Source organism: Ideonella sp. BN130291 (genome assembly GCF_036231905.1).
Classification (GTDB): Bacteria; Pseudomonadota; Gammaproteobacteria; order Burkholderiales; family Burkholderiaceae_C; genus CAMLIZ01.
Window position 1 is genome coordinate 101,718 of record NZ_JAZARE010000011.1, and the last position, 26,191, is coordinate 127,908.

23 protein-coding genes are annotated in these 26,191 nt (G+C 68.7%); 8 read left to right on the forward strand and 15 right to left on the reverse strand.

Annotated elements, in window-relative coordinates; genetic code table 11:
* Positions 1–24: 24 nt before the first annotated feature.
* The gene (locus VPH43_RS21965; RefSeq protein ID WP_328579901.1) at positions 25–615 is read right to left on the reverse strand and encodes a hypothetical protein; all 591 of its coding nucleotides are present in this window, start codon (positions 613–615) and stop codon (positions 25–27) included.
* Between the two features lie 522 nt (positions 616–1,137).
* The gene (locus tag VPH43_RS21970) at positions 1,138–1,335 is read right to left on the reverse strand and encodes a hypothetical protein (protein WP_328579902.1); all 198 of its coding nucleotides are present in this window, start codon (positions 1,333–1,335) and stop codon (positions 1,138–1,140) included.
* Between the two features lie 193 nt (positions 1,336–1,528).
* Between VPH43_RS21970 and VPH43_RS21975 the strand changes: the two genes are divergently transcribed.
* Together VPH43_RS21975 and VPH43_RS21980 are read left to right on the forward strand one after the other, a co-directional pair.
* The gene (locus VPH43_RS21975) at positions 1,529–1,903 is read left to right on the forward strand and encodes a GFA family protein (RefSeq protein WP_328579903.1); all 375 of its coding nucleotides are present in this window, start codon (positions 1,529–1,531) and stop codon (positions 1,901–1,903) included.
* Positions 1,904–1,964: 61 nt separating this feature from the next.
* Positions 1,965–2,921 (forward strand): acyltransferase, encoded by a 957-nt coding sequence (locus VPH43_RS21980; protein WP_328579904.1) that lies wholly within the window; start codon positions 1,965–1,967, stop codon positions 2,919–2,921.
* Here the strand turns inward: VPH43_RS21980 and VPH43_RS21985 are convergent.
* The 4 genes from VPH43_RS21985 to VPH43_RS22000 all read right to left on the reverse strand — a co-directional run bounded on the left by VPH43_RS21985 (position 2,918) and on the right by VPH43_RS22000 (position 6,873).
* On the reverse strand, positions 2,918–3,967 hold the full coding sequence (locus tag VPH43_RS21985; RefSeq protein WP_328579905.1) for a hypothetical protein: 1,050 nt from the start codon (positions 3,965–3,967) through the stop codon (positions 2,918–2,920). The genes VPH43_RS21980 and VPH43_RS21985 overlap by 4 nt on opposite strands.
* A 9-nt stretch (positions 3,968–3,976) precedes the next feature.
* Complete coding sequence (locus tag VPH43_RS21990) at positions 3,977–4,690, reverse strand: zinc-dependent metalloprotease family protein (protein ID WP_328579906.1); 714 nt, start codon at positions 4,688–4,690, stop codon at positions 3,977–3,979.
* Between the two features lie 7 nt (positions 4,691–4,697).
* Positions 4,698–6,074, reverse strand: a complete 1,377-nt coding sequence (locus VPH43_RS21995; protein WP_328579907.1) for a hypothetical protein — start codon at positions 6,072–6,074, stop codon at positions 4,698–4,700.
* 148 nt (positions 6,075–6,222) lie between these two features.
* Positions 6,223–6,873 carry a glutathione S-transferase family protein gene (locus tag VPH43_RS22000; RefSeq protein ID WP_328579908.1) on the reverse strand — a complete coding sequence of 217 codons (651 nt, stop codon included), beginning with the start codon at positions 6,871–6,873 and terminating at the stop codon, positions 6,223–6,225.
* A 108-nt stretch (positions 6,874–6,981) separates the two neighbouring features.
* Here VPH43_RS22000 and VPH43_RS22005 point away from each other — a divergent pair, with 108 nt between their 5' ends.
* From VPH43_RS22005 to VPH43_RS22015, 3 genes are read left to right on the forward strand one after another with little or no spacing between them, the layout of a single operon-like run.
* Positions 6,982–7,500: an AraC family transcriptional regulator gene (locus VPH43_RS22005; RefSeq protein WP_328579909.1), complete on the forward strand. Its 519-nt coding sequence runs from the start codon at positions 6,982–6,984 to the stop codon at positions 7,498–7,500.
* Positions 7,497–7,913 (forward strand): VOC family protein, encoded by a 417-nt coding sequence (locus VPH43_RS22010; RefSeq protein ID WP_328579910.1) that lies wholly within the window; start codon positions 7,497–7,499, stop codon positions 7,911–7,913. Before VPH43_RS22005 ends, VPH43_RS22010 begins: the two co-directional genes overlap by 4 nt.
* 40 nt (positions 7,914–7,953) lie before the next feature.
* Positions 7,954–8,337: a DUF1801 domain-containing protein gene (locus tag VPH43_RS22015; protein WP_328579911.1), complete on the forward strand. Its 384-nt coding sequence runs from the start codon at positions 7,954–7,956 to the stop codon at positions 8,335–8,337.
* On the opposite strand, the gene VPH43_RS22020 is transcribed toward VPH43_RS22015, so the two are convergent.
* A complete protein-coding gene (locus tag VPH43_RS22020; protein ID WP_328579912.1) occupies positions 8,334–10,556 on the reverse strand; it encodes an ATP-binding protein in 2,223 nt (740 codons plus the stop codon). The two genes, VPH43_RS22015 and VPH43_RS22020, sit on opposite strands and share 4 nt — an antisense overlap.
* 62 nt (positions 10,557–10,618) lie before the next feature.
* On the opposite strand from VPH43_RS22020, the gene VPH43_RS22025 reads away from it, so the two are divergent.
* The 3 genes from VPH43_RS22025 (at position 10,619) to VPH43_RS22035 (ending at position 14,652) form a co-directional block, all read left to right on the forward strand.
* Positions 10,619–11,830 (forward strand): FIST signal transduction protein, encoded by a 1,212-nt coding sequence (locus VPH43_RS22025; RefSeq protein ID WP_328579913.1) that lies wholly within the window; start codon positions 10,619–10,621, stop codon positions 11,828–11,830.
* A gap of 12 nt (positions 11,831–11,842) precedes the next feature.
* The gene (locus VPH43_RS22030) at positions 11,843–13,495 is read left to right on the forward strand and encodes a hybrid sensor histidine kinase/response regulator (RefSeq protein WP_328579914.1); all 1,653 of its coding nucleotides are present in this window, start codon (positions 11,843–11,845) and stop codon (positions 13,493–13,495) included.
* A 116-nt stretch (positions 13,496–13,611) separates the two neighbouring features.
* The gene (locus tag VPH43_RS22035) at positions 13,612–14,652 is read left to right on the forward strand and encodes a hypothetical protein (RefSeq protein WP_328579915.1); all 1,041 of its coding nucleotides are present in this window, start codon (positions 13,612–13,614) and stop codon (positions 14,650–14,652) included.
* Positions 14,653–14,677: 25 nt separating this feature from the next.
* Here the strand turns inward: VPH43_RS22035 and VPH43_RS22040 are convergent, their stop codons facing one another.
* The 8 genes from VPH43_RS22040 to VPH43_RS22075 all read right to left on the reverse strand — a co-directional run bounded on the left by VPH43_RS22040 (position 14,678) and on the right by VPH43_RS22075 (position 26,171).
* The gene (locus VPH43_RS22040; RefSeq protein WP_328579916.1) at positions 14,678–15,271 is read right to left on the reverse strand and encodes a GNAT family N-acetyltransferase; all 594 of its coding nucleotides are present in this window, start codon (positions 15,269–15,271) and stop codon (positions 14,678–14,680) included.
* 51 nt (positions 15,272–15,322) lie between these two features.
* Positions 15,323–15,598 (reverse strand): DUF2277 domain-containing protein, encoded by a 276-nt coding sequence (locus tag VPH43_RS22045; protein WP_328579917.1) that lies wholly within the window; start codon positions 15,596–15,598, stop codon positions 15,323–15,325.
* Positions 15,599–15,663: 65 nt separating this feature from the next.
* The gene (locus VPH43_RS22050) at positions 15,664–18,714 is read right to left on the reverse strand and encodes a discoidin domain-containing protein (protein WP_328579918.1); all 3,051 of its coding nucleotides are present in this window, start codon (positions 18,712–18,714) and stop codon (positions 15,664–15,666) included.
* Positions 18,714–19,535 (reverse strand): carbohydrate ABC transporter permease, encoded by an 822-nt coding sequence (locus VPH43_RS22055; protein WP_328579919.1) that lies wholly within the window; start codon positions 19,533–19,535, stop codon positions 18,714–18,716. The genes VPH43_RS22050 and VPH43_RS22055 overlap by 1 nt, the downstream gene beginning before the upstream one ends.
* Positions 19,532–20,413 carry a carbohydrate ABC transporter permease gene (locus VPH43_RS22060; RefSeq protein WP_328579920.1) on the reverse strand — a complete coding sequence of 294 codons (882 nt, stop codon included), beginning with the start codon at positions 20,411–20,413 and terminating at the stop codon, positions 19,532–19,534. The genes VPH43_RS22055 and VPH43_RS22060 overlap by 4 nt, the downstream gene beginning before the upstream one ends.
* Positions 20,413–21,720, reverse strand: coding sequence for a sugar ABC transporter substrate-binding protein (locus tag VPH43_RS22065; RefSeq protein WP_328579921.1), 1,308 nt, complete (start codon positions 21,718–21,720; stop codon positions 20,413–20,415). The genes VPH43_RS22060 and VPH43_RS22065 overlap by 1 nt, the downstream gene beginning before the upstream one ends.
* Positions 21,717–23,177, reverse strand: a complete 1,461-nt coding sequence (locus tag VPH43_RS22070; RefSeq protein WP_328579922.1) for a glucoamylase family protein — start codon at positions 23,175–23,177, stop codon at positions 21,717–21,719. The genes VPH43_RS22065 and VPH43_RS22070 overlap by 4 nt, the downstream gene beginning before the upstream one ends.
* Positions 23,178–23,189: 12 nt before the next feature.
* Positions 23,190–26,171, reverse strand: a complete 2,982-nt coding sequence (locus VPH43_RS22075; protein ID WP_328579923.1) for a TonB-dependent receptor — start codon at positions 26,169–26,171, stop codon at positions 23,190–23,192.
* Positions 26,172–26,191: the final 20 nt, after the last annotated feature.

Sequence of the window (26,191 nt, forward strand, 5' to 3'; positions counted from 1 at the left end):
CGTGCAGGATCGCTTGATACAGCTTTACTGGGATCCCGTGCCCGGCGAGGGCTCCGAACTTCTTGGCTCCGGTAGTCCTCGGCCCGCTCGGTTTATCCGTCGGACGCTTCCAATTGCGAACTCTGCGAAGTCGTGCCACTCGGCCCAGTCTTCGGGACCGTTCAGTGGTCTGCGCTGGATCCTTTCAATGATGGCGTTGTTGAAGCCCCGGAGGTTCACCATCGCGGACGCCATCTTCGGATCGAGGTGTTGCAGCGGGACCGCGCGGCCCACATCAAGTACTTCCTCCATCTTGTGCTCTGCGATTTCAAGGACGTCCTCCGCCTCGGCCCAAAGGCTGATCTTGAGGGCGAATAGGGATTCCAGCAGGGCATCGACGTAAGTGCAGGCGAGTTGATCCGCGTTCTTCGTTTGCTGTTGGTTCGCGTCATGGGCCAGCTTCAAGGCAACAATGACGGCGGCGAGCGAGAAGACACCCTGAAACCAGGCCGCTGCAGTTGCACCGGTTGCGTTATCCACGAACTTGTCCCAGCCCCATCGGTACAGAAGCCCAATGAACAAGCCAACTGCAGAAAGGCCGAAGGGCCACAGCATTTTTGCGGCGCGGCTGCCCATGTTCTATTCCCTCCAGTAGTAAGGGCGAATGGTAGCGGCGCATATCGGCGCCTCACCCACACGCCCCCACATGCCCACGGGCCGTACAAAACTGTACCCATCCTTCTGAATCAAGGTGCTGTTCCCGCACTCCGGGCACCTTGCTCCGCCATCGTCACCGGCCCCTGTGACCGGCCGCCTTCCGGCGACACCAGGATGCCCATCTCCTGCAGCGGAAATCCCTGCTCGTCCAGCACGCCCAGCATCGCGTAGTGGCCAGGTAGACCACCGCCGAGGGCCACGTCTGCTGCCGCCGTTCATGCGGCGCCAGCCCCGGCACAAAGGCCATGAAGTGCCCCAGGGCGCCGCGTAGCTCAGCAGCTTGGGCAGCTTCATACCGATCCACGCGGGGTCGATCACGCGCATGTCGAGTGACAGCACGCGCGCCAGCCCGTCCAGCGCGTGCGGGTAGTTGCCGGAGAAGCCCCAGAGCGCAGGGCCGCGTGCGCGCCGTGGCGTCCACACCGGGCAGCACCCCTTCCTTCAAGATGAGCGTGAAGTGCTCGCCCGGGTTGGGTTCTGCACGTCCACCGCCCATGCCAGGGTGCCGCTGGGGCCGGTGTGGGGCTCGTCCAGGCTGAACATGGCGTCGACCACCGGGGTGGGCGCCCTGCCCTCATCTTCGCCCGGCCACAGGCCCAGCTGTTCGCAGCGCCAGCGCACCACGGCGGCGGACACCACGCCCGGGAACTAGCGGGTTTCGCCGTGCGGGGGAAACCGGCATCTCGAAGCTGCGCTCTTCCTGCACGGTAGCCAGCGCGTCGAGCTTGCGCTTCACCCATGCGGTGTTCGTGGCGCGCAGGATGAGTCCGTCCGACGGCGCGTCGCGCAGGCTACGCGAGAATCCACCCGATCGTCCACCACCCGCCACGCCATGCTGTCATCCACCTGCCACTGCGGTGCCGTCCGCGTCGAGGTGCCTTCGGCGCCCGAGGAGCTCACCAACTGCAACTGCTCGTTGTGCCGCCGCCTGGGCGGCCTGTGGGCCTACTACCCGGCCGACACGGTGAAGGTGCATGGCCACCCAGAGAACACCGACGAATACATCCAGGGCGACCGCACCTTGCGCACCGTGCGCTGCAAGACCTGCGGCTGCACCACCCACTGGGAGGCGCTGGACCCGGCCAAGGTCACCAAGATCGGCGTGAACATGCGCAACTTCGATCCCGAGGGACTCGGCCCCGTGCGCATCCGCCTGCTCGATGGCGCGGACACCTGGAAGTCCTTCTACTGGGAGGACATCGCTTGAAAAAACCGGCCTGCTTGCGCGCCCGCAACGCCCGCCGCCGCGCTCAGGCGACACTGCGCGCATGAGCTCTCTTTTTTCCACGGTGCGCGGCTGCGCCGCCTTCCTGCTCCTGCTGCTGAACAGCGTGTTCTGGTGCAGCCTGCTGTTCATCTGCGCTTCGGTGAAGCTGCTGCTGCCCTTTACCGCCGTGCGCCGGCTCATCGACCCGGTGCTCAATGCCATTGCCACCAGCTGGATCGCCTGCAACACCGGCTGGATGCGCCTGACGCAGCGCACCCGCTGGGACGTGCAAGGTGTTGACACGCTGCAGCGCGATGGCTGGTACATGGTGCTGTGCAACCACCAGTCCTGGGTGGACATCCTGGTGCTGCAGCGGGCGCTGAACCGGCGCGTGCCGATGCTCAAGTTCTTCCTGAAGCAGCAGCTGCTGTACGTGCCGATGATGGGCCTGGCCTGGTGGGCGCTGGACTTCCCGTTCCTGCGCCGGCATGGCCGCGCGGCGCTGGCCAAGAACCCGGCACTGGCCCAGCAGGACCGCGACGCCACCCGCCGCGCCTGCGAAAAGTTTGCCCTGGTGCCCACCAGCGTGATGAGCTTCCCTGAAGGCACGCGCTTCACCGCGGCCAAGCACCAGGGCCAGCGCTCGCCCTACCGCCACCTGCTCAAGCCAAAGGCCGGCGCGCTGGCGATGTCGCTGGACGCCATGGGCACCAAGTTCCGTTCTGTGATCGACGCCACCATCGTCTATCCGCAGGGCACGCCCACGTTCTGGGAGTTCCTGTGCGGACGCACCCAATGTGTGGTGGTGCGGGTGCGCGAGCTGCCGATTCCGCAGGAGCTGTTCGGCGGCGACTATGCGGGCGACTCCGCGCACCGCGCCCGCTTCCACCAGTGGCTGGAGGCACTATGGACCGAGAAGGATGCGCAGATCAGCGCCCTGCTCGGCCCGGCAGCTGCGACCCGGCGCAGCGCGGGCGCATCCGACGCGGCACTCGCCACGCCGGCCGCGGACCGTTAGGCCGCCGCCGGGTCCGTGTCCCCCGTGCGCTTGTTCCACGGGCCTTCGCTGAAGGCGGTGGCTTCGAGCGCGATGCCGTCGTCGCTGACGCTGCCTTCCACCTGCACCGGCCGGCGCGCGCCGTGCGAGCGCAGGCTGAGCGCCATGCCATGGTCGGTGTGGCGCAGGCTGCCGGTCATGTCCACCTCCCCGCTGGGGCTGAGCACCGACAGGTGGATGGTGGCCCCGGCCGGGCGGGCCACGATGAGCCGGCGGGCCAGGTAGTCGGGCGAGCCACGTTCGTCCTGCATGGCCACGATGCCGAGCAGGCGGCGCTTTTCAGCCAGCGCGGCCAGCAGCCTGCCGCGCTGCAGCTCGGCCGACAGCAGCACCAGGTGGCGCGCATGGCCGCACTGGAAGGCATAGGCCAGCGCCGGGTTGAAGCGCAGGCCGTAGGTGGAGCCGCGAAAACGCCGCAACGTCTCCTGCACCTCCTCGGACGGCACGGAGGTGAATGCCACCCGCTCGCCGGCCGGCAGCAGCGCGCGCTCGGCGTCCTGGTCCACCGCGCCGCCGATGCGGTACAGGATGGCCCCACGCGCAAAGCCGCGCAGTTGTGTGAGCTGCGGCGTGGCGGCCTCGCCCAGCGCCGCGATCGCGCGGGCCGCCTCGCCATCACCCACCTTGGCCAGCGACTTCAGCAGCGAGGCTTCCAGCGCGGGCGGGCTGCCGCGCAGCGCCTGGGCCAGCGCGGTGCTGGAGCGCGGCACCGGAATGTCGCCCAGCACGGCGGCGGCCTGGCGCCGCAGCGCCGCGTCGGCCGCCGGGTCGTGCAGGATGGCGGCCACCAGCTGCGCGCTGCGGTCGTCGGGCGCGTTGTCGGCCACGATCGCCATGGCGAAGGCAAGGTTCAGGCGTCGGGCCGCCGGGGCGCCTTCGGCCAGCACCTGGCGGATGCCCTCCAGCTCGTCCGGCGTCGGCCGGGGCCGGCCGAAGGGCGGGCCGTCGAGCGCCAGCACCCGCTCGATGCGGGGGGTCAGCGGGATGCGGTGGTGTGTGTTGGCCATGCGAATCTCCTAGCAGGCGTCGCGCACCCAGCAGCTGGAGCGCATGGTGCTGCGCTGGCCGGAGGTGATGTCGCGGCTGTTCAGCGTGATCTCGCCGATGCCATCGTTGTTGCTGTCCACGCCCATCAGGTTGGTGGCCGAATTGGTGTGCACCAGCCCGAGGTAGTGCCCCACCTCGTGCGCCACGATGATGCCGAGGAAGTCGTCGGAACTGGTGTTCACCTCCACCACCGCACCGGTGCGGCCTTTGTCGTCCTTGTCGCAGGGACCGTCCGAATTGCTCCAGCCGCCGGCGTCGCTGATGGTCTGCACCATGAACAGGTCGATGCCGTCGTTGGGGCCCGAGTACGCCTCGGTGAGGTCGGTGGCTTCACCCGCGTCCACCGTGATGTAGGAGGTGGCGTCGGCATCGTGGATGTAGCGCCAGAAGATCTTGCGCACGCCGATGTCGGCCTGCTCGTAGATCTCGCGCATCAGGTCGATCGCATGCTGGGTGCTGATGGCCTGCGCCTGCGTGAAGGTGCCGGTGAAGCCGGGCTCATGCCCGACGAAGAACACACACAGGTTGATGGCCTTGGCGCGGATGTTGTCGATGTGGCGGTGGATGCGCAGGTCGCGGTCGATCGGCCCGTAGGGGTAGCCGAAGAGATCGCGACGGACCGACAAGGTGCCGGTCTTGTCCAGGCAGTGGTCGCAGGTGTCGCGGATGCTCACGGTGGTCATGGCGGCCTCACTGCAGCGCGATCACCATCGGGATCAGCCCGGCGCCCGCCTCGTGCGGCGCAATCGCCTTGCCGATCACCGCGCCGAAGGCCCGCATCGGGTCGGTGGCCCGCATCGCATGGCCTTCCAGGCTGGAGGGCGTGAGCAGGTCGCCGATGCGGATGGGCCCCGCTTCGTCCGTCACCTTCACATACGCCTTGCCCACCAGTGCAATCGGGCGCCGGTGCTTGCGGCCGGGCTGCTTGTCCAGCACGATGCCGGGCTGGTACGCCCCCGCGCCGGACACCACGCCTACCACGCCGGTTTCATGCGCGCGGCACGAGGGCCGCAGCCGTCCATCGGGCCCCAGCGCCATCACGGTGCCGGGCTCGGCGCACACCGTGGGCAGCACTTCGAACTCCTCCGCGCAGTCGGCGTTGCGCAGGGTGATGTCGCCGGCGTTGCCGTCCAGGTGGATGGTGGCGGCCCCGGTATCGAAGATGTCGTTGGCACCGCTGGCGTACAACAGCACGTCGCCATCGGAGCCATGGCCGCCCAGGCGCAGGTTGGAGTCGGGCCCCAGCGAGCCCACCTGGCGGCCTTCGGCGTCGTACAGCGACAGGCTCTGCCCGTCTGCATTGAGCAGGATGCGGCGGCGGCCGTTGCTGTCGTACAGGTCCACGTCGCCGTCGGAGCCGTTGCCGCCGAGTGTGAGGTTGGCGTTGTCGCCCAGGCGGCCAACCTCGCTGCCGCGTGAGTTGCGGATGCGCAGCCACTGGTTGTCGGCGTCCAGTTCGAGCCGCGTGGTGCCATTCGCGTCGCTGAGCACCACGTCGCCGTCGGAGCCGTTGCCGCCCAGGCGCAGGTTGGCGTTCTCGCCCAGGCTGCCCACCTGCTGGTTGCCGGCGTTGCGGATGCGCAGGCTCTGGCCGTTGGCATTGAACTCGAAGCGCGTGATGCCGGCCGGATCCTTGAGATACAGGTCACCGTCGAAGCCGCCGCCACCGCCCAGCGTGAGGTTGCCGTTCGGCCCCAGTTCGGCCACGGTGCTGCCGTCGGCGGCCTGCAGGCGCAGCATGTTGAGGTTGGCCGACAAGGTGGCGCGCACCTGGCCTTCGCGGTCCTTGAGCACCACGTCACCGGCGCTGTCGTTGCCGCCAAGGGTCAGGTCGGCATTGGGGCCCAGCAGCCCCACCTCCAGCCCGTCCGCGTTGCTCAGGCGCAGCCGGTGGCTGGCGGATTCCAGCTCGATGCGGGTGGTGCCGCTGGCGTCCGCCAGGCTCAGCGTACCGGCCTGGCCGTTGCCGCCCGCGGAGATGTCTGCGGCGTCGCCGTCCAGCGTGATGTTGGGGGTTTCGGATCCTGCCGGCGTGACGGTCAGGAACTGCTCGACGCTCTGGGCCATGGTCATCTCCTCGGTGGGTCATTGCCTGCAACCCAATGTGTGCCTCGGAGAAGTCGAAACGTATCCCTAGCTGGCGCCGGCAGTCCCCCCAGAAGCTGTCTTGTAAATGGCGGGGATTCGACAGGTGGGGTGAGCCAGCCGGCCCGCCCTACTGCTCATCGTCCTCGAACGAAAAGCGTCTGGCCCAGAAATCCCGCAGCCGGGGGTCGGTGTCCACCCGGCGCACGACGGGGGCCATCTTGGGTGCCACGTCGTAGAAGCGCTCACGCCAGGGGCCGAACCGGGAGACCACGGTGACATAGAGGTCAAGCACCGACAACTCGTCTCCGAGCAGGTAGCGCCCCGGGTCCAGCTGGCGGTCCATGTTGGCCCAGCAGAAGGCAATGCGGTCATGCACGGCATCGACCACGGTGCTGCGCAGCTCGGGCGGAGCGCCGATGCGCCCGACGTCGGGCTTGATCCAATGCAGGGAGTAGATCGCCGAAGAGACGTAGACCATCCAGCGCAGGTACTGGCGCCGCCTGCGCTCGTCGTCCAGGGCGGGTGCGAGCCGGGCCGACGGGTGGGCGTCAGCAAGGTAGATCAGGATCGCGGCGCTCTCGGTCATCACCTCCCCACCGGGGAGGACCAGCGTGGGAATCTGCCGCATCGGATTCTGCAGCCCGACGCGGTCCCGCGCGGATGCCTCCACCCAGGTGGCACCTTCGATCAGTGTGTAGGGGATGTCCAAGAGGGTGAGCGCTGCTTCGACGGAGATGGATCCCGAAGCTTCGGCGCCATAAAGGGTGATGGGGGTCATGTGCAGTTCCTGCGGGCCATGCGGTCCATGTTCGCATGCGCGCCTGGGCGCCAGGAGGGCACCGCCCGGGCGGTAAAGTGCCCGCTGCTCCACCGCACACCTCGATCCATGGCGCACAAGCGATCCACCGGCACTGGCGAAGAACCTGCAGCCAGCCAGGACCCAGCGCTCCTGCGCCGCCTGCTGCGCGCCAAGGACCGCATGGACGCCGCTTCGCACGAGGCCTGGCCGGTGCAGCGCCTGGCCAGCGTGAGCGGAGTGACCGAGGCGCACTTCGCGCGCTCGTTCAAGCAGGCCTTCGGCATCCCGCCGCACCGCTACCTGCTCACCCGCCGCATCGAGCGTGCGGTGGCACTGCTGCGCGACACCGATCAGCCCATCACCGAGATCGCCTTCCAGACCGGCTGGGGCAGCCTGGGCACCTTTGGCCGCACCTTCCGCGACATCACCGGCGAAAGCCCGCGCGCGGTGCGCGAGCGCGCGCAGGCGGCCGCCCACACGCTGGACCGGGTGCCCGCCTGCATCGTGAGCGCCGCTCACCGGCCCGACCTGACCACCGCAGTTTCGGAGAAGCGCCGCCAGGACGCCGACGCTATAAAAGCGCCTCCCAACAAGGAGATGCCATGAACCAAGGTGTGGATGTAGCCGGTGTGTATGTGCGCGACCAGGACGAGGCGCTCGCGTTCTATGTGGACAAGCTGGGGTTCCGGGTGCACACGGATGTGCGCAACGGCGACTACCGCTGGCTGACGGTGCAGCACCCGGACCAGCCCTCGTTCCAGCTCGGCCTGTTCAAGCCCGGCCCGCCGATGCACGACGCGGCCACCGCGCAAACGCTGAACGCCATGGTGGCCAAGGGTGCGATGCCGCCGCTGGTGCTCACCGTGGACGACTGCCGCGCGGCCTACGACCGGCTGCTCGGCCGCGGCGTGGAGTTCACGCAGGAGCCGATCGACCGCTACGGCGCGGTGGACGCGGGCTTCCGCGACCCATCGGGCAACGGCTGGAAGATGATCCAGCCGCGCCGCGCGGCGCATTGAGGCGCCGGCAGGAACAACCCCTCAGCGAAAGACAAGCGACATGAAAAGTCCCGCAGCGACCAGCGTCGTGTCCGCCACCCAGCGCATCGACGAAAAGATCGCCGAACTGTCCGACTGGCGCGGCGAGATGCTGGCCCACCTGCGCGCCCTCATCCACGAAGCGGACCCTGAAGTGACCGAAGAGTGGAAGTGGAGCGTGCCGGTGTGGTCGCACCACGGGATCATCTGCACCGGGGAGACCTACAAGAAGGCGGTGAAGATGACCTTCCCCAAGGGCGCTTCCCTGCCCGACCCCTCAGGCCTGTTCAATTCCAGCCTGGAGGGCAACGCGCGGCGGGCGATCGACTTTCATGAAGGGGACAAGGTGGATGGCAAGGCGCTGAAGGCGTTGATCCGGGCGGCAGTGGCGGCCAATAGGGGCTAGGAGTCATAGCCCGCGTGGCGCGCCTGGGTCCAGCGCGCCAAGACCGAGAGCAGCTGTGCAGCATCTACGGGCTTTGTGATGAAGTCGTCCATCCCGGCGGCCAGGCACTCGTGACGGTCTTCCTCGAAGGCGTTGGCCGTCATCGCGATGACGGGCACACCGCACAAGGCCGGTTGTTCCCGGATCCAGCGCGTGACCTGGAGCCCGTCCATGCCGGGCATCTGGACGTCCATCAATACCGCGTCGAATGCGCCTTCCTGCAGAAGCGCCAGCACCCCGTTGCCCGACCCCGTCACGGTCGTCTGCACACCGGCGCGCTCAAGGATGCTGCGGGCCACCAGCTGGTTGATCTCGTTGTCCTCCGCAATCAGCACATGCGCACCGGCTACGCTGCCCGGCGCGGCAAGCGTTGAAGGCTCCTGCTCCAGGGCGGTGGCAGCCCGGCCCAGGCGAACGGAAAAGTAAAAGCGGCTGCCTGCCCCCACCCGGCTTTCCACTTTTATCTCGCCGCCCATCAACTCCACAAGTCGGCGGCAGATGGCCAAGCCGAGGCCGGTTCCACCGAACCGGCGGGTCATCGAGTTGTCCGCCTGGTGGAAGGGTTGGAAGATTCGCGTCACTTTGTCGGCGGGAATTCCGATGCCGGTATCCCGCACTTCGAAGCACAGGCGAACACCGTCTGCATCCTCGCCCTCCACCCGCACGCTGACCTTCACCTCTCCGAGCTGTGTGAACTTGACCGCGTTGGAGACCAGATTGATGAGCACTTGCGCCAGCCGCAGGCGATCGCCCAAGACGGTGAGCCCTTCCACCCCGTCGGTGTCGTGGCACAGGTGCAGGCCTTTACCGGCGGCCTGCTGGGAGGTCTCACCCAAGACATCGCCCACCACGGTAGCCGGCATGAAGGGCAGCCTCTCCAGCTCAACCATGCCCGCTTCGATCTTCGACATGTTGAGAAGGTCGTCGAGCAGGCGCATGAGGTGCGTGCCGGACAGCAGGATCTTGTCGATGTAGCCTTTCACCGGCTCGGGAGGGTTCGCCATCATGGCCACCTGGGACAGGCCTATCACGCTGTTCATCGGTGTGCGGATTTCATGGCTCATGTTGGCCAGGAACTGGCTCTTGGCCATGTTGGCCGCCTCGGCTGCGTCGCGCGCCTTCGCCAGCTCCATGGTGCGGTTGTGCACCCGCGCCTCGAGTTCTGCCTCACGCTGCCTCAGCAGGCGCTCCACCACGATGAGCCTGTCTCGTTCATGCAGCAGCAGGTTTTGCCGGGCCGCAGCCAGGATCACGACGACACCGCCGCCGCAGGCCGCGACGATGCCCATGTGCGGTGGCGCGAACGGCGCATTGGCGAGCACGATGCCGCCTGCCGCGGCCACCACCATCGCCAGCGGCAGGAACCGGAGCACGCCCTCGCACAACCGGTCCCACTCGTCGCTGTGCAAGGGGTGGATGCCAAAGCGCCAGATGCCGGCCGCCATGACGACCTCCACCCAGGAGAACGACAGGTTCACCCATGCGCCATTGGAGGTGCTGCCCTCCAGGAACCGCAGGTTCCACACCGTCCAGCACAGGGCCAGAAGCACCAGCGCCACCGGCAGCAGGAGCGAACGGAAGGTGACCGCGGCCCGGCGGGTGAGCAGCAGCACGATGAGCAGGCTGGCCGGCGTGATGAGGCTCAAGGGATAGGCGGCCAACACGGCCACCTGGAACACGCTGTAAGCGCCCCGCTCGGGCAGGAGCAGCGCAAGCGACGCGGTGAAACTCCCCACTGCAAGAGATGCTGTGTCAAGGCGTGCCAAGCGCCATTCCGTCTGGTTGAGCTGCCGCGAACCCAGAACGCACAGGCCCACGGTCGCCGCCGGACCCAGCAGAAGGTAGAAGAAGTCCGACGGCCCGGGAAAAGGCAGCCACCCGGTCAGGACCTCCACGTCCCAGACGAGCTGCCCGACCAGGAAGGCGATCGTACCGAGCGCCATCCACCCGAGGGGCGCCCGGTACTCCGGCCGCAGCGCCTGGCGCCGCCAGGCCAGGACGGCCGCGAGCGCAGTCAGGCTGCTGCCGGCGGTCCAATGGATCAGGTCGAAGGTGGCGTCCTCGCCGCCGGCCTGCATCCGCGCCCCCACGCTTCCCACCACGAGCAGCACTGACAGGGTGGCGAAGGAGATGCGGGTCGCCGTTCTGCACACGAGACTACATGTCGGGCGGTCGTCCACGGCGAGAGCTTACGCCCTGGAGTGGTCAGCGGCAGCTGCGGCCGATGTCCACGGCATGACATTTGCGTGCGTCGCGCAGCTGCCCATCCTTGCCTTCCATCGTGAATCAAACGTACACCGCGCTCAGCACCGACCGCGACAGCCAGCGCGCCGGCGCACGCCTCGCCAGCGACATCCGGGCTGCCTTTGGCGGCGCGTCTCCCCATGCGGTGATTGTGTTTGCCTCTTCGTCGCACGACTGCGGCCGCTTGCTGCAAGCCTTGCGGCAAGGAGTGGGCAATGACGCCATCCTGACGGGCGCTTCCTCAGCGGGCGAATTCACGCACGGCGAGCAGACGGAGGGGGCGGTCTCGGCGCTGGCACTGCGCTCCAGCAGCCTCCAGTTCGCGCTCGGCGTGGGTCGCAACGTACAGGCGTCGCCGGCGCAGGCGGCCCGTGACGTAGTCTCCGGCTTTCGAGGAATGGCCGCGGGCGCTCTGCCTTACCGCGCGGCGATGGTGATGACCGACGCGCTGGCCGGCTATGCCGACGAAGTGGTGGACGGGCTCACGCTGGCCACGGGCGGCGGATACAGCTTCTTCGGTGGGGGCGCCGGCGACGATGGACACTTCAAGCAGACCCATGTGTTCGCAGGCACCGAGGTGCTGGGCAACGCGGTGGTCGCGCTCGAGATCCTTTCCCCGTCACCGATTGGCGTGGGCGTGGCTCACGGCTGGGACCCGGTGGGTGACGGTTACCGTGTGACCGAGGCCGACGGCGTGCGCGTGGTCAGCCTCAATGGCATGCCGGCGGCCGACGTCATTGCGCAGTATGCAGAAGCCACCGGCCAGCTCTTCGACCGGGCTGACCCCCTGCCCTTCTTCCTGCACAACATCCTCGGCATTCACAGCCCCAGCGGCTACCGGCTGCGCGTACCACTGGGCGTGGACGCTGACGGCACGCTGCTGTGCGCCGCCGCCGTCCCGCGCGGCGCTGTGGTCCACCTGATGAAGACAAGCGCGGAATCCGCGGTGAGCGCAGCCCGGCAGGCGACCCAGCACGCACTGCAAGCGCTGCAAGGTGGCCGTCCGGCGGTCGGCCTGGTGTTCGACTGCGTCGCCACCCGGCTTCGGCTTGGCCATGCCTTCAGGAATGAGCTGGACGCCTGCGCCGAGCTGCTGCAACCCGCGCAGTTCGTTGGCTGCAACACCTATGGCCAGATCGCACGCGCAGAAGGCCAGTTCGGCGGATTTCACAACTGCACGGCGGTGGTCTGTGTCCTGCCGCAGGCCTGAGATGAGGCCTGCGTGACCCTGCTGGCGCACATTGCCGCACTGGCCGACAGGCAGCAGAGGAACAGCGCCGCGCAAGCGCTGGCCGCCTACTTGAAGCTGGATGCAGTGGTGCTGCTGGTGCGTGACCCGGTCGTTGACGCAATGGTGCCGGCTGCCGGCATGGCGCAGACGCTGCGCGGGGGCGCGCGCTGGCGCGCTTTCGTCCGGCAATGCCGGGTCGACGGGCGACACGAAGCCGAAGTGGACCTGCCCGAAGGCCGCCTGCAGGCGGCGGTGGCGTTGTCGCGGAACCGGATGACCCTTGTTCTGCTGGGGCACGTGGAGCTGCAGGCCGAGCAATGGTCGGTGCTGGATGACGCGATGCCGTTGCTGGCTGCCATCCTCACGCAGGAGCAGGCTGTCATCGCAGCCGAGGCGGAAGCCCACGAATCGCGTGATGCCGCCTTGCGCGCGCACGCGCTCGCCAGCGCGCTGGAGGCCGCCCGCGCGGAAGGCGCCCGGCTCAACGCGGAGCTGCGCGAAGAGCATCTGCGCAAGGACGAGTTTCTTGCGATGTTGGCGCACGAGCTGCGCAATCCGCTCGCGCCGATCGTCACCTCGGTTCAGGTGCTGAAGCACCCTGCCTTGAGCGAAGACCGGCGCCGCCGGCAGATCGAGATCGTCCAGCGCCAGGCGGCGCAGATGTCGCGGCTGGTGGAAGATCTGCTCGACGTGTCCAGGGTGAGCCGGGGCAGGATCGAACTCAAGCGCGAGCCGGTCGACCTGCGTGCCATCTTGCGTGCCGCCGTGGAAGCAAGCCTCTCGCTGATGCACTCTCGCGGCCATCGGCTCACGGTGCAGCTGCCCGATGACCCGCTCCAGCTCAACGCTGACGTGGTTCGCCTGACGCAGGTTTTCTCCAACATCCTCCAGAACGCCGCCAAGTACACCGACCCAGGCGGCCGGATCGAGCTGGCTGCCCGCGCCGAAGGCGATCGTGCCGTTGTGAGCGTTCGGGACAACGGCATCGGGATCGAACCCGAACTGCTGCCGCGCATCTTCGACCTGTTCATGCAGGTTCCGGTGAGCATTGATCGATCCCAAGGCGGACTGGGCATCGGGCTCACGCTGGTGAGGCTGCTGGTGCAACTGCACGACGGTGAGATCGCTGCCGAGAGCACCGGCCCCGGCCAGGGCTCCTGCTTCACCGTGCGGCTGCCCTTACCCCCGGTGCGGCTCGTTTCACTTCCCTCGCCCACCGCCACCGCTGCGCCTTTGCGCCAGGCCCTGCGAATCCTCGTTGTCGACGACAACCACGACGCGGCCGACACCCTCGCCCACGCGCTGCAACTGCAGGGGCACAGTGTCCAGTGCGCCTATTCGGGCCCGGCAGCGCTGCAACGCGCGGAGGAAGTGGACATCGACCTGGTCTTCCTCGACCTGGGGCTGCCGCAGATGGACGGCTACGAGGTGGCCCAGCGCATGCGCCGCCAGCAGGAACGGCACCGCCCCTACCTGGTGGCACTCACCGGCTACGGCGCCTCCCGCGACCGGGAGCGTTCGCACACCGCCGGCTTCGACGACCATCGCGTCAAGCCGCTGAGCGACGCCGACCTGCATGCCGTGCTGCTCGCGGCGCAGGCGGCGGGAGCCCACGATATGTGCGCGCCGTTGAACGGAGCCTGATTCACCAGCCCGCCGGTCGCTGGTGTTCTTGGGGTCGGCCCGGCAGCCTGCATTGCTGTGCGGCATTCGCGATAGAGTCCACGAACGCCAAGTCCGTGGCACCGGGAGATAGAACGATGACGACGCGCCAACGCCGCTCGATGGTGGCCCTGTCCTCCATGCTGGCGATGCTTGCTGCCTGCGGCGGCGGTGGTTCGGGCGCCGAACCGGGCCCGCCTTCGCCGCCGCCGCCCCCGCCGGTGCTCAGCGATTCGCAACGTGCAGCGGCTGCCACGGCCACCATCGCCTCCAACCCCAAGTGCGCCCCAACGACGCTGGCCGCCTATTACTGGGAGATCGGCGATGCCAACGGCGCGAAGGTGTCGGGTTCGGTGGGCAACGGTGTGACGGCATCGACCAGCTTGTGGCTGTTCTCGTCGTCCAAATGGCTCTATGCGGCCAACGTCGTGCAGAAACACGGCGTGGTGGCCCAGGACGTGCCGTTCCTCAATTTCACCAGCGGGTATTCGACCTTCGGCAATGCGCCCATCTGCGTGGGCGTGCCGACCGTCGACGGCTGCCTGGTCGGGCGCGATGGCTTCGACCCGGCCACCGAGACACGCTTCGCCTACGACAGCGGCCACATGCAGCACCACGCCTCGGCCCTGATGAACCTCGGTTCCGCCGACAACGCGGCCCTGGCTGCCGACCTCAACGCGACCGTCGGCAACTTCAGCTTCAGCTACACGGTGCCCCAGCTTGCCGCCGGGGTGGTCGGCACGCCCCAGGCCTACGCTGGCTTCCTGCGCCGGCTTCTGCGCGGCGAGCTCGCGCTGGCCAATGCCCTGGGCAGCCACAAGGTCTGCGCGCAGGCGGCAGCGCCTGGCTGCAACGCCGCCTTCACCCCCGACAGCATCGGCACCGAAGCGTGGAACTACTCGCTCGGCCACTGGGTGGAAGACGATCCCACGGTCGGGGACCACGCGTTCAGCAGCGCGGGTGGCGGGGGTTTCTATCCCTGGATCGACAGCAGCAAGACCTATTACGGCCTCATCGCACGCGACACGCGCACCGAAGGCGCCGCGGGCTACCACTCAGCCGAATGCGGGCGCCTGGTCCGGCAAGCCTGGACCACCGGCCAGGCCGTCACCACGGCCACACCGACACCCAGCCGATAGGGGCGGTCGCCTGCGCGGCGGCAGCTCAGCGCTCGCGCTTCAGCTGCCACTGCAGGTGCGCCCGCACCTCCGGCCACTCGCCGGCCAGCAGGCTGTACATCACCGTGTCGCGCACGGTGCCGTCGCGCCGCAGCGCATGGTGGCGGATCACCCCGTCGCGCTTGGCGCCCAGCCGCTCGATCGCGCGTTGGCTGCGGAGGTTGAAGTTGTCGGTGCGCCAGCCAACCACCTTGGCGCCCAGCACCTCGAAGGCGTGGGTGAGCAGCAGCAGCTTGGCGGTGGTGTTCACATGGGTGCGCTGAGTGCGCTGCGCATACCAGGTCCAGCCGATCTCCAGCCGGTCGATGGCGGGCACGATGTCGTGGTAACTGGTGCAGCCGATCACCTCGCCGCTGGCCACCTCGACCACGGCAAACGGCAGGCGGTGCCCTTCGGCCTGCATCTGCAGCGCCCGCTGCACGTAGCCCAGCGTGTCGTCCGTGTCCGGCACGCTCGTGAACCGCAAGGTCCAGAGCTCGCCATCGGCCGCCGCGCGCTTCAGGCCGTCCACATGCGCCAGGGACAGCGGTTCAAGCCGGACCAGCGCATTGGCCAGCGTGACGGGAGCAACGTTCAGCATGGGTCGATACCAGGGATTGGGAGGGTGCCCGCATGCTAACGGCGCGGCGCTTCAGGCCGGGCTGCCGAACCGCGCCGCCGACTTCGCCCGCGCCTTGGCCGCTTCAACGTCCCGGTTGCGCGGCTCGGCCGTGGTGACAAGCGATGCGATCAGCGTCCTGGCAGAGGCCGCCACTTCCTCCACGGCACGCTCGAACGCCGCTTCGTTGGCCTTGGAGGGCACGTTGAAGCCGCTGAGCTTGCGCACGAACTGCAGCGACGCGTCGCGGATCTCCAGCTCGGTGGCAGGCGGCTCGAAGTTGAACAGCGTCCTGATGTTGCGGCACATGGCGGCTCCGGCTTGCCCTGGGCTGCCGATGATAGAAGGCGCGGCGTACGGCCGGGACGCCGCGTTCAGCGCGGCTCGTCCAGCCACACCGTGGCCGGGGCGCTGGGGATGTGCACATCCCTGCCCTGCCAGCGCAGCACAAAGCCGCCCGGTGGCGCCACGCCGGCGCCAATGTCGAGCCGCACCCGGCCGGCCTCGCGCTTCAGGCGATAACCCAGCCGGCCCCAGGGCGTGGACAGGCCATCGACCGCCACGCCTTCGTCCAGCCAGGCCGGCAGCACGCCGCCCGCCAGCACCAGCGTGCCATCGGCCTCCCGCTCATAGGCCAGCAGGTCCAGGGCCGAACGCAGGTAGTCCGACGACACCCAGGCATGCGGCATGTCGCCCAGGAAGCGCGGCTCGCGCGCATCCGGCAGCACCACCTCGGCCCACTGGTTCCAGCCCGCGGGCCGCTGGTGGCCAAAGAACCACCCCAGCAGCGCATGCGCGCGCTCGGGCTGCTGCAGGCGCACGAAGCTGCCCACGGTGCGCAGCTCATAGGGCGTGTAGTCCTTCCAGGCCCGCTGGCCGTCGCGCCGGGCCACCGCTTCCTGCCAATAGCGCTCGAAGGTGGCCGCCAGCAGCTCCGGCGGCAAGGCGGCCTGCGCCTGGGCCGGGTTGAGCGCCACCGTGGTGGACGTGGCATCGAAGTCGCCCAGCTCGGCGGCGCCGGGAACGAAGCCGATGCGGTGCTGGGCGGCCGACGTGCGGATGGAGGCCATCAGCTCGCGCTCGAACTCGTCCCGCCAGCCGGCCCAGCGGCGCGCTGCCTCCGCATGGCCGCTGGCTTGCGCCAGCTGCACCGCGTCCTTGTAGCCACGCAGGGCCCAGAAGTCATCCCAGTACGAGTGCATGGGCTTGTCGGAATAGCCCTCGTGGCTGATGGAGGCCGGCATCAGGCCCCACAGCGCCTGCTGGCCGGGCTGCTGCTGCGCGGGCGTGCGCTGGCTCTGGCGCAGGCCTTCCATGTACTGCGTGGCCGCTTCCACCTGCGGCCACAGGCGCTCCAGCAGCGCGCGGTCGTGCGTGTGGCGCCAGAGCTCGGCCACCGCATAGAGGAACTCACCGCTGCTGTCGTTTTCCACCACCGGGTCGGCGCCGCGGGCGTCCACGCAGCACGGCACCTTGCCGTTGGCGAACAGCTGCTGCGCATACCACTGCACGAACTCGCGCGCGGCCGGCACTTCACCCAGGCGCAGCAGGCCAGCCACCATCATGGCGCCGTCGCGCACCCAGGTGCGCTGGTAGCTGCGCGTGCCCGGCTGCAGCGCGGGCCCGTTGCGCGAGAGCAGGATGTGGGCAAGCGCGCTGCGCAGGCTGTCGTGCAGCGGCCGGGCTGCCGCGGGCAGCTGCAAGGCCACCCGGTTCAGGCGTTCGCGCCAGTGCGCCGCCACGGCGTCGAAGCGGGCCTGCAGCGCGGCCTCGTCCAGCGGCGCGGTGGGCAGCGGCCCGGCCAGCGGCGCCATCAGGGTCACCTGCCGGCTGCCGTGGGCCGGGATGTCGAGCCGGTAGGTCAGCACGGCGGAGGCCAACGCGTTCGGGTCCTGCAGCCGGGTCAGCGGCGGCAGCGGCATGCCGGCCTGCAGCGCAGCCAGCGGGGAGACGCTGTCGAAGGCGGCGGCGCTCACCGCGGTAGGCGGCCGCAAGGGGCGCAACGCCGGCTGGCCATTGACCTGCAACACGGCGTCGGCCCATTGCAGCTGCCGCACCGGGCTCACCCCGCCGGGTGTGCTCAGGAACTGCTGCGGTGGGTTCACCTGCCAGGGCCTCAGGGCCAGCACCAGCGTGGCCTTCAGCGGGCGGTCGCCGGGGTTGTGCAGCGTGTAGCGCGTCAGCAGCTGGGCGGTGCTGCGGCTGCCGTCACCGGCCGCCTCGACGTCCAGCGTGAAGGCCGCATGGCGCCACTGCACGGCCGGCATCGGCAGGTAGCCCTCGCGCAGGCGATGGCCGATCTGCACATCGGGCCAGGCCACCAGCTGCGCCCCGGCGCCGCCGTTGGCGCCGCCCGTGCCGTCCAGCAGCACGAAGGGTTCGACGCTGGGCCCGCCGGGCGCCAGCTCGATCGCTCCGTCCTCCGACATCAGCGCGGACTGCGAGCCGCCCCCATCCACGCCCACCACCGTCCAGTAGTTCTGCTCGCCATGGAAGGCCCGCGGAAACCAGCCGCGCGGCTGGCTGGCAGCCAGCTCGGTGAGCATCGCGTTCAGTCCCGGCCATTGCGCGGCACTGCGCAACGCCAGCGCGTCCAGCGCATAACGGGTACCCGGGCCGCGCAACACACGCAGGCGCAAGTGCCGGGCCTCGGACTCCGGCAGGAACAAGGTGTCGGTGTGGCCGTCACCGTTGCGCACGCTGCGGAGGGTGCGCCAATGGCGTGTGTCCTCGGACGCTTCCACGTCGTAGTCGCCGGCGTGCAGCCCGGGCTGCCAGCGCAGCAGCAGGCCGTTGAACTCACGCACCGCGCCCAGGTCCAGGGCCAAGCTGCGCCGGCCGGCGGGCGCCTGCCAGCGGATCGGTGCCAGCGGCGGCGGTTCGGCCACCGGCAGCTTGGTGAGGCTCAAGCGCTCGAAGCACACCGAGCCCTTGCCACCACCGCCCCGCGCGGCCACCACCACCAGCTCGATGGCGGCCGCCTGGCGCAGCACCTTGTCCTGCGTGGGGCCCCAGGCGAAGCTGATGTGGCGCTTTTTCAGGCGCAGCGTGGTGCCGGCCGGCTCGAACCGACGCTGCGGCCGGTTGACCCACCAGACGTTGTCGCCGCTGGCGTCCACCAGCTTGAACTGGAAGTCGTTCAGCGGCCCCTCGCCGCGCAGGCGCAGCTCGAACTGGTAGTTGGCCGGCAGCTGAAGCGGCAGCTCGCGCCGCAGCACCGCATAACCAGACACGCCGTTGAAGTCGTAGTCCAGGCACAGGCCGCGAGCGCCTTCGCTGCGCAGCTGTGCGCTCACCTGGTCGGAGGCCGTGGCCGTCCACCCGCCCGGCTGGCGAAAGTCGTCCAGCACGCGCTGCGGCGCGGCGCCCGCCAGCCCGCACGCCGCCAGCAGCAGCGCCACCATCGACCGGCGCACCGCGCGCATCACTTGACGCTCCCCATCGTCAAGCCCGCCATGTAGTAGCGCTGCAGCGCCAGGAACAGCAGCAGCACGGGCAGCACGGTAACGACGGCGCCGGCCATCATCAGCTCGTTGTCCTGCACGTGTTCGCGCGACAGCGAGGCCAGCGCCACCGGCAGGGTGTGCAGTTCGCTGTCGGTGAGCACGATCAGCGGCCACATGAAGTCGTTCCAGCTGCCGAGGAAGCTGAACACCGCCAAGGTCACGAGCACCGGCGCCAGGATGGGCAGCACCACCGAGAAGAAGATGCGGAACTCGCCCGCGCCATCCAGGCGTGCGGCTTCCAGCAGCTCGTCGGGCACGTTGCGCGCGTACTGCCGCACCAGGAAGATGCCGAAGATGCCCGCCAGCCCCGGGATGAGCACACCCGCATAGCTGTTCACCAGCCCCATGCCCTTGAGCATCAGGAACAGCGGCAGCATCGCCACCTGGCCGGGGATCACGAGCGCGGCCAGCAGCGCGCTGAACAGCTTCTCCCGCCCCCTGAACTGCAGCTTGGCGAAGGCATATCCCGCCATGGTGTTGAACAAGGTGGAGATCAGCGTGGTGGCCAGCGCGATGAGCAGGCTGTTGATGAAGGTGCGGCCCATGCCCCCGCGCCCAAAGAGCGCCCGGTAATGCTCCAGCGTGGGCTCATGCGGCAGCAGCGGCGGCGGCACGGTGTTGGACGCACCCGCCGGCATGAAGGACACCGACACCATCCAGGCCAATGGCGCCAGGGCCATGAAGGCAGCCAGCAGCAGCACGCCATTGACGGCCAGGCCGGCCAGCAGGCGGCCTTTCATGCGCGGCTCCCCGCCAGGCGCAGCAGGCCGCGTGTGATGACCACGATGATGACGAACAACACGAAGGCCACCGCCGAGGCCAGCCCCAGGTTCCACCAGCGGAAGCCTTCTTCGTACATCAGGTACAGCACGCTCACCGTGCTCTGCAGCGGCCCGCCCTGCGTCATGACATACGGCTCGGCAAAAAGCTGGAAGTAACCGGCGATGGTGAGGATGCTCACCATCAGCAAGGTGGGCCCGAGCAGCGGCAAGGTGATGTGGCGCAGCTGCGCTACGGCGCCGGCACCATCGAGCCGCGCGGCCTCGTACAGGTCCTCGGGAATGGCCTGCAGCGCGGCGATGAAGATGATCATGTTGGCGCCGAAGTTCTTCCACACCGCGAACAGGATGATGGTGGGCATGGACCAGTGCGGATCCCCCAGCCAGTCGATGGGCGCGATGCCGATCTGCGCCAGCGCATGGTTGACCAGCCCGTAGCGCAGGTGGAACAGGTAGCGCCAGATCACCGCCACCGCGACCAAGGTGGTGACCACCGGCGCGAACAGGGCCGTGCGCACCAGCGGCTTGAAGCGCGCGAGCTTCGATTGCAGCAGCACCGCGCAGCCGAGGGACACCAGGATCGACAGCGGCACGCCCAGCGCCACGAAGTACGCCGTGTTGCCCAGCGCGCGCCAGAACAGCGGCATCTGAAGCACCTGCGCGTAGTTGCCCAGGCCGGTGAAGCGCAGGTTGGCCAGGTCGGCCAGCGCATAGAGGTCGAAGTCGGTCAGGCTCAAGGCCAGCGCGGCCACCACCGGCACGGCGAAGAACAGGCCGATCACACACAGGGCCGGCGCGATGAAGGCCCAGGCGGCCAGCTGCTGGCGGTTCACGTTCATCATTCCGTCTTGCGCCCGCTGCGCGCCAGCATCCAGCGCCGCTTTTCCAGGAAGCCGTTCACCCGCTGGTCCAGCGCATCGGTGATGCCTTCCACCGGCAGGCCCTGGCGCACTGCCCGTTCGGCGAACTGCTGCATCTCCTGCGCGATGCGTTCCCACTCCGGCACCGCGGGCGCGGGCACCACCCGCTCCAGCTGCTCGGCGAAGGCCCTGGCCTGCGGATCACCGGCCAGCGCCGGTGCCTGCCAGCTGCTGCGGCGCGGCGGCAGGTTGCCGGTGAGTGCATAGAAGCGCTGCTGCACCGTCGGCCGGCACAGGTATTCCACCAGCCGCGCCGCATCGGCCTTGCGCTTGGAGCGCTGGAAGATCACCAGGCTGGAGCCGCCGGCGGTGGACGCACCCGGGCCGTCGGGCCCGGGCAGCGGCGCAGTGTTCCAGCGGCCCTGCATGCCGGCCGGCAGGCGGCGGCGGAATTCGCCGATGTTCCAGGGCCCCGTGATGTAGAAGGCAAAGCGGCCGCGGGCGAACTCCTGCGACACGTTGGCCACCTCGTTGTTGTTGGCCGGTGGCGCCCAGCCGCGCTCGAACATCTGCAGGTAGAAGCCGAGGGCGCGGCGAAAGCCTGCGCTGCTGAAGTTGCCGAAGCGCCCACCTTCGCGCAGCAGCGGCTCGCCCTGTTGCAAGGCCAGCGCCAGCAGCGGCTCGAATTCATTGAGCGGCAGCAGCATGGGTGTGCGCACCGTGCCCTGGTGCAGCGCCTGCTGCATGCGGCGCCACTCGTCCCAGGTGCGCGGCGGTGCATCGAAGCCGGCATCGCGCAGCAGGTCGCTGCGGTAGAACAGCAGCCGCGTGTCCACGTACCAGGGGATGCCCACCAGGCGCTGGCCGATGAGGTTGGTCTGCCAGATGCCGGGGAAGTGGTCGGCCGCCGGCACGGCGCTGCGCGTGTCCACCCACTCGGTGAGCGGCGCCAGCGCCCGCAGCGCGTCCATCTCCGGCAGCCAGGTGTTGCCCATCTGCGCCAGGTCGGGCGTGGCATCGCCGGCAAAGGCGGTGAGCAGCTTCTCGTGGGCTGCGGTCCAGGGTAGCTGCTCCACCCTCACCCGCAGGCCTGGGTTCTCACGCTGGAAATCGGGCAGCAGTTCGGTGACGACTTCGCCTTCGCGGCCCATGGCCCAGAAGCGCAAGGTTCGGTCCTTGGCCGACGGTGCACAGGCGCCGAGCGTGGGCAGTCCCGCCACAGCGGCCGCCCGCAGCCATTGCCGGCGCGCCGCATCGGGCGCGCCTGGGGGCCGTCCGCGGTTCATTGCGCAGCGAGCCAGCCGCCGGTGAAGCCGGCGCGTTCCAGGCCGCGCCGCAGTGCCGGGTGCTTGCGCATGTGTTTCCAGACCAGCTCGTCGCGGTAGTTGGCGATCATGCCGATGATCGGGCCCTGGTCGATGCCGAGGTAGTCGGTGTCCACCCAGCCCCAGCCGGCCACCACGCGGCCGTTGGAGAGCTTCACGTCGGTGAGCGTGAAGCTGCGGTTGAAGGCGTCCAGGAAGCCGTACTGGCCGTAGACCACCGAGCCGTAGCGCTGGTGCATGGCCTGCGCGGCAGGGATCACCACCTCGGGCGCGAAGGGCAGCGAACCGAGCGCTGCGGTGGGCGCGATGGTGCCGTCGTCGCTGCTGTCGCGCAGGCCGGCACCGCGGGCGCGGTAGTCGTGGAACTGGCGCTGGCGGCCCTGCCAGTCGGGCGCCCTCATGGTGCCGGGCCCGTCGCACGCGGTCAGGCCCCACACGTCGGCACCGTATTCGCGCCAGCCCTGCGGGTTGTGGATGGCGTACTGGCGCTGGGCCAGCGTCGCGCGCCGGCTGTTCTCGAAATAGTCCAGCCCCTTGCCGCGCATGAAGGCATCGCGAATGCCACGGAAGTCCACCCACACATGGCTGTACTGGTGCCAGAACAGCGGCGCGCCGCCCAGGTGCTGCTGGCCCTGGAACGTGCCCCAGGTGTCGCCATAGGTGGCGGTGAAGGCCGTCCACGCCGCCGGCTCCACCGCATGGGTGGGCGAGCCCAGTGCGAGCAGGTACACGATCATGGCTTCGTCATAACCGCGGTAGTCGTGCGGGATGAATCCCGACTCCGGCTTCCAGCCCATGCTGATGAGCGGGCTGCGCACCTGGGCCCAACGCCAGTCCACGCGCTGGTAAATGCGGTCCACCAGCGTGCGGATCTCGGCTTCGCCCGGGTCCTGGCCATCGAAGTACTGCTGCGCGAACAGCAGGCCGGCCAGCAGCAGCGAGGTGTCCACGGTGGACAGCTCCACCCCGCTGTCATAGCGCAGGCCGGTGCGCGCATCGAGCCAGTGATAGAAGAAGCCCTGGTGGCCGGCGGTGCCGGTGGCCTGCGGGCCCTGCGGCGCATTGGCGAAGAAGCGCGCCGTGGTGAGCACCCGGTCGCGCGCCTGGGCCCGGCTGACGTAGCGGCGCTCCACGCCGTCCACATAGGCAGTCAGCGCGAAGCCGACCGACGCGATGCTGGCAAAGTGCGGGCTGCTCGGCCAGCGGTCGGGCACCAGGCCGGTGGTGGGGTTGGCGGTCTCCCAGAAGAAGTTGAAGGTGCGGCGCTCGATGTCGTCGAACAGGGGCGGCAGCGCGGGGTGCGGCACCACCGCCACCGGCTCCACTGTGGCCGGCGTGGCCGCGCTGCCCGATATCTGGCAGCCGGTGAAGCCGACGGCCAGGCCCAGCCCCAGCAGCAGGGCCAACGAGGACGACATGCGCCGCATCGATCAGAACGCGTAGCGTGCGGTCAGCTTCACCGTGCGCATCGGCCCCGCCATGCCGTTGGGCTTGCCCAGGTTGGCGTTGTCGCCGCCCAGGTAGTTCTGCGGGTTGCCCGGGCCGCCGCCCCAATCGTCGAAGCCGCCATAGTTGATGCTGTTGAACAGGTTCAGCACGTCGGCACGCACGGTGATGCGGCCGAACCCGACGCCCACATCCTTGGCGATCCCGAGGTCGAACTGGCGGAAGGCCTTGCCGTCGCCCTTGACCGTGACGCAGCCCTTCTGCCCGTTCTCGGTGTTGAAACCACCCGAGCAGTCCACGATGCGGCGCGGCAGGCCGGAGCCCAGCGTCATCTTGCCGGACAGCACGATGCCCCACGGCAGCAGCCGGTCGGACAAGGCCGCGGCCACCAGGCGATGGCGCTCCACGTCCTTGGATGGATTCCAGCCCGCGGTGGAGCGGCCGTAGGTCCAGTTGAAGATGTTGTTGGTCCACTCGTTGTTGGTGGTCTTGCCGTCGCTGTAGGTGTAGGTGGCCGACACCGTCCAGCCCGAATCGCGGGTGTAGGGCTTGTCGAGCTTGAAGTACACCGTCTGCGTCTTGGCCTGGCTGATGAAATCGCCCAGGATCAGCGTGCCGAAGCCCTGCGGCCCACCCCACAGCGGATCGATCGGGCTTTGCGTGCCCCAGCCGCCGTTGGGGTCGCGGTTGCCGCCGAACCAGTTGAACTGGTTGTGTGCATACGAGTTGGTGTAACCCACCTCGCCGTTCCACGGGCCCAGCGCCTGGCGCAGGCCGAGCGCGAACTGGTCGGTGTAGGGCATCTTGTGGTCGTTCTTGATCAGCCAGATCTCGCCGCCGGGCTGGGCGTTCTTCTGCAGCTCGTCCAGCGCATGGTTGGCCATGGCGCGATCGTAGGCGCGGCCCCAGCCACCGAACACCACCGACTGCTTGTCGCCCAGCAGGTCGTAGGAGAAGCCCAGGCGCGGCTGCCAGGCACCCTTGAAGGCCTTGCGGCTGGAGCCGTTGCTGATGTAGTCGGAGATGTTGATCCCGCCCTTGGCCAGCGACTGGGCATAGGTCTGCCCCGGCGCCGGCGTGATCCCGGCACGCTCCACGTCCGGCGCGAACAGCGCGGCCACCCGGTCGGCCGGCGTCACGTAGTTGTTGTTGAGTGCGTTGTCCTCATAGTCCCAACGAACGCCCAGGTTCAGCTCCAGCCGGTCGGTGACGCGCCAGTCGTCCTGGAAGTAGATGCCGAACTGCCGGTCCTTGAAGCTCACGCCGGCGGCCGGTATGGCGCGGTCGATGTGGCACTGCAAGGTGTCGACAGGAGTGTCGGTGTGTGGCGGCTGCGCGGGCGAGGTGGGCGCGGACGGCAGGCAGTTGCCGGTGGCCGCGTCGTAGTACGGCAGGCCGGTGGTGGAGTCGATCACCGTGCGCACCACGTCCACGCTGCGCGAGGTGCCGGAGAGGTCGAACTTCAGGTCCTTGACCTTCACGCCGGTCTTCATCACATGGCCCAGCAGGCCGAGGAAGGTGAAGTCGTCCTGCACGAACACGCCCTTCTGGTGCCTGTCCTGTGCATCGGGCGAACCACCGGTGAACAGCACGTCGCCCACGTTGCCGATCCAGTTGGACGGCGGCGGCGAGGCCACGTACTTGACGAGGGGTGCCGTGCTGTTCGAATGGGGATGCCACTGGTAGTCCTCGTAGCCGATGCGCGCCTCGTTGAGGAAACGATCGCGCGACCATTCGTGCGTGAGCTCCAACCGCGTCTCGTCGTTCGAGCGGTTCTTCTCGTTGCCGATGACGCTCAGGCCAACGGGCCGGTTGTCCTCCGGGATCAGGTCGGTCTCGCGCCGCACCCGGGCGGTGAGCATCAGGCGATGGTCCTCCGCGAGCTGGGCATCGAGCCGGCCGAACAGCAGATCCTCATTGAACTTGGCGATGCCCGAGCCCTGCATGGCCACCAGGGAGGGCACGATGCCGGCGTTGGCCGGCAGGCGGTCCAGGTTCTGCGCCACCACCTCGCGCGAGGTCTCGATCGTCTTGCCCTCGTAGGCCACAAAGAAGTGCAGCGTGTCCTGCTGGATCGGGCCGGAGAGGTTGAAACCGTACTGGTTCTGCGTGGAGTCGGGCTTGTCGATGCCCTTGGCCTTGGCTTCCTTTTCAAAGGGGCTCAGCGCCGTCCACGATGCACGTGTCTGGTCGAAGAAGGCCTCGCCATGGAAGCTGTTGGTGCCGGACTTGGTGACGGCTGTGATGGCCGCGCTGCTGACCTGGTCGAACTCGGCCTTGTAGTTCTGAGAGATCACCTTGTATTCGGCGATGGCCGACTGCGGAAACGGGTTGCCGCGCGATGAATCGAGCCCCGACACGCCGCCGCGCAGGATGTAGTTCTTCTGTCCCACGCCGTCGATGAAGACATTGACGTTGTCCTGGTTCTGCGCGCCGTTCTGCAAGGTGACATTGCCGCCTGGATCCTGCGTAAAGCGCACGCCCGGCGCCAGGTCGGCAAAGGCCAGGAAGTTGCGCGTCACCTGCGGCAGGTTCTCGATCTGCGCGCGCGACACGTTCGTGCCGACCTCCGAGGTCTTCACGTCCTTGCGCTGCTGTGCGCCCACGATCACCACCTGCTGGGCGGCCGCACCGATGGCGAGGTCCAGCGAGGCCTGCTCGCCCACACGCACGGTGACCAGCTCGGATTTCTGCTCTCCGCCGGGACCCACCACCCGGATTTCATAGCTGCCCGGCGCCAGCCCGGTGAGCACATAGGAGCCATCCGACCGCGTGGTGGTGCGGTAGGTGTTGCCGTTGTCCTTGTTGACGGCCACCACCGGCAGCCCGGCAGGCGCCGCCGCGGCCGCGCCCGTGATGCGGCCCTGGATCGTGGAGCTGCTCAGCTGCGCGTGCACGCCACCAGCCAGGGCCAGCAGCACGGCGGCAGCCAGTGCATGTCGATGAAAAGCGCGGTGCGTCGTCATGTCTCCAAGTCCTTTTTGTG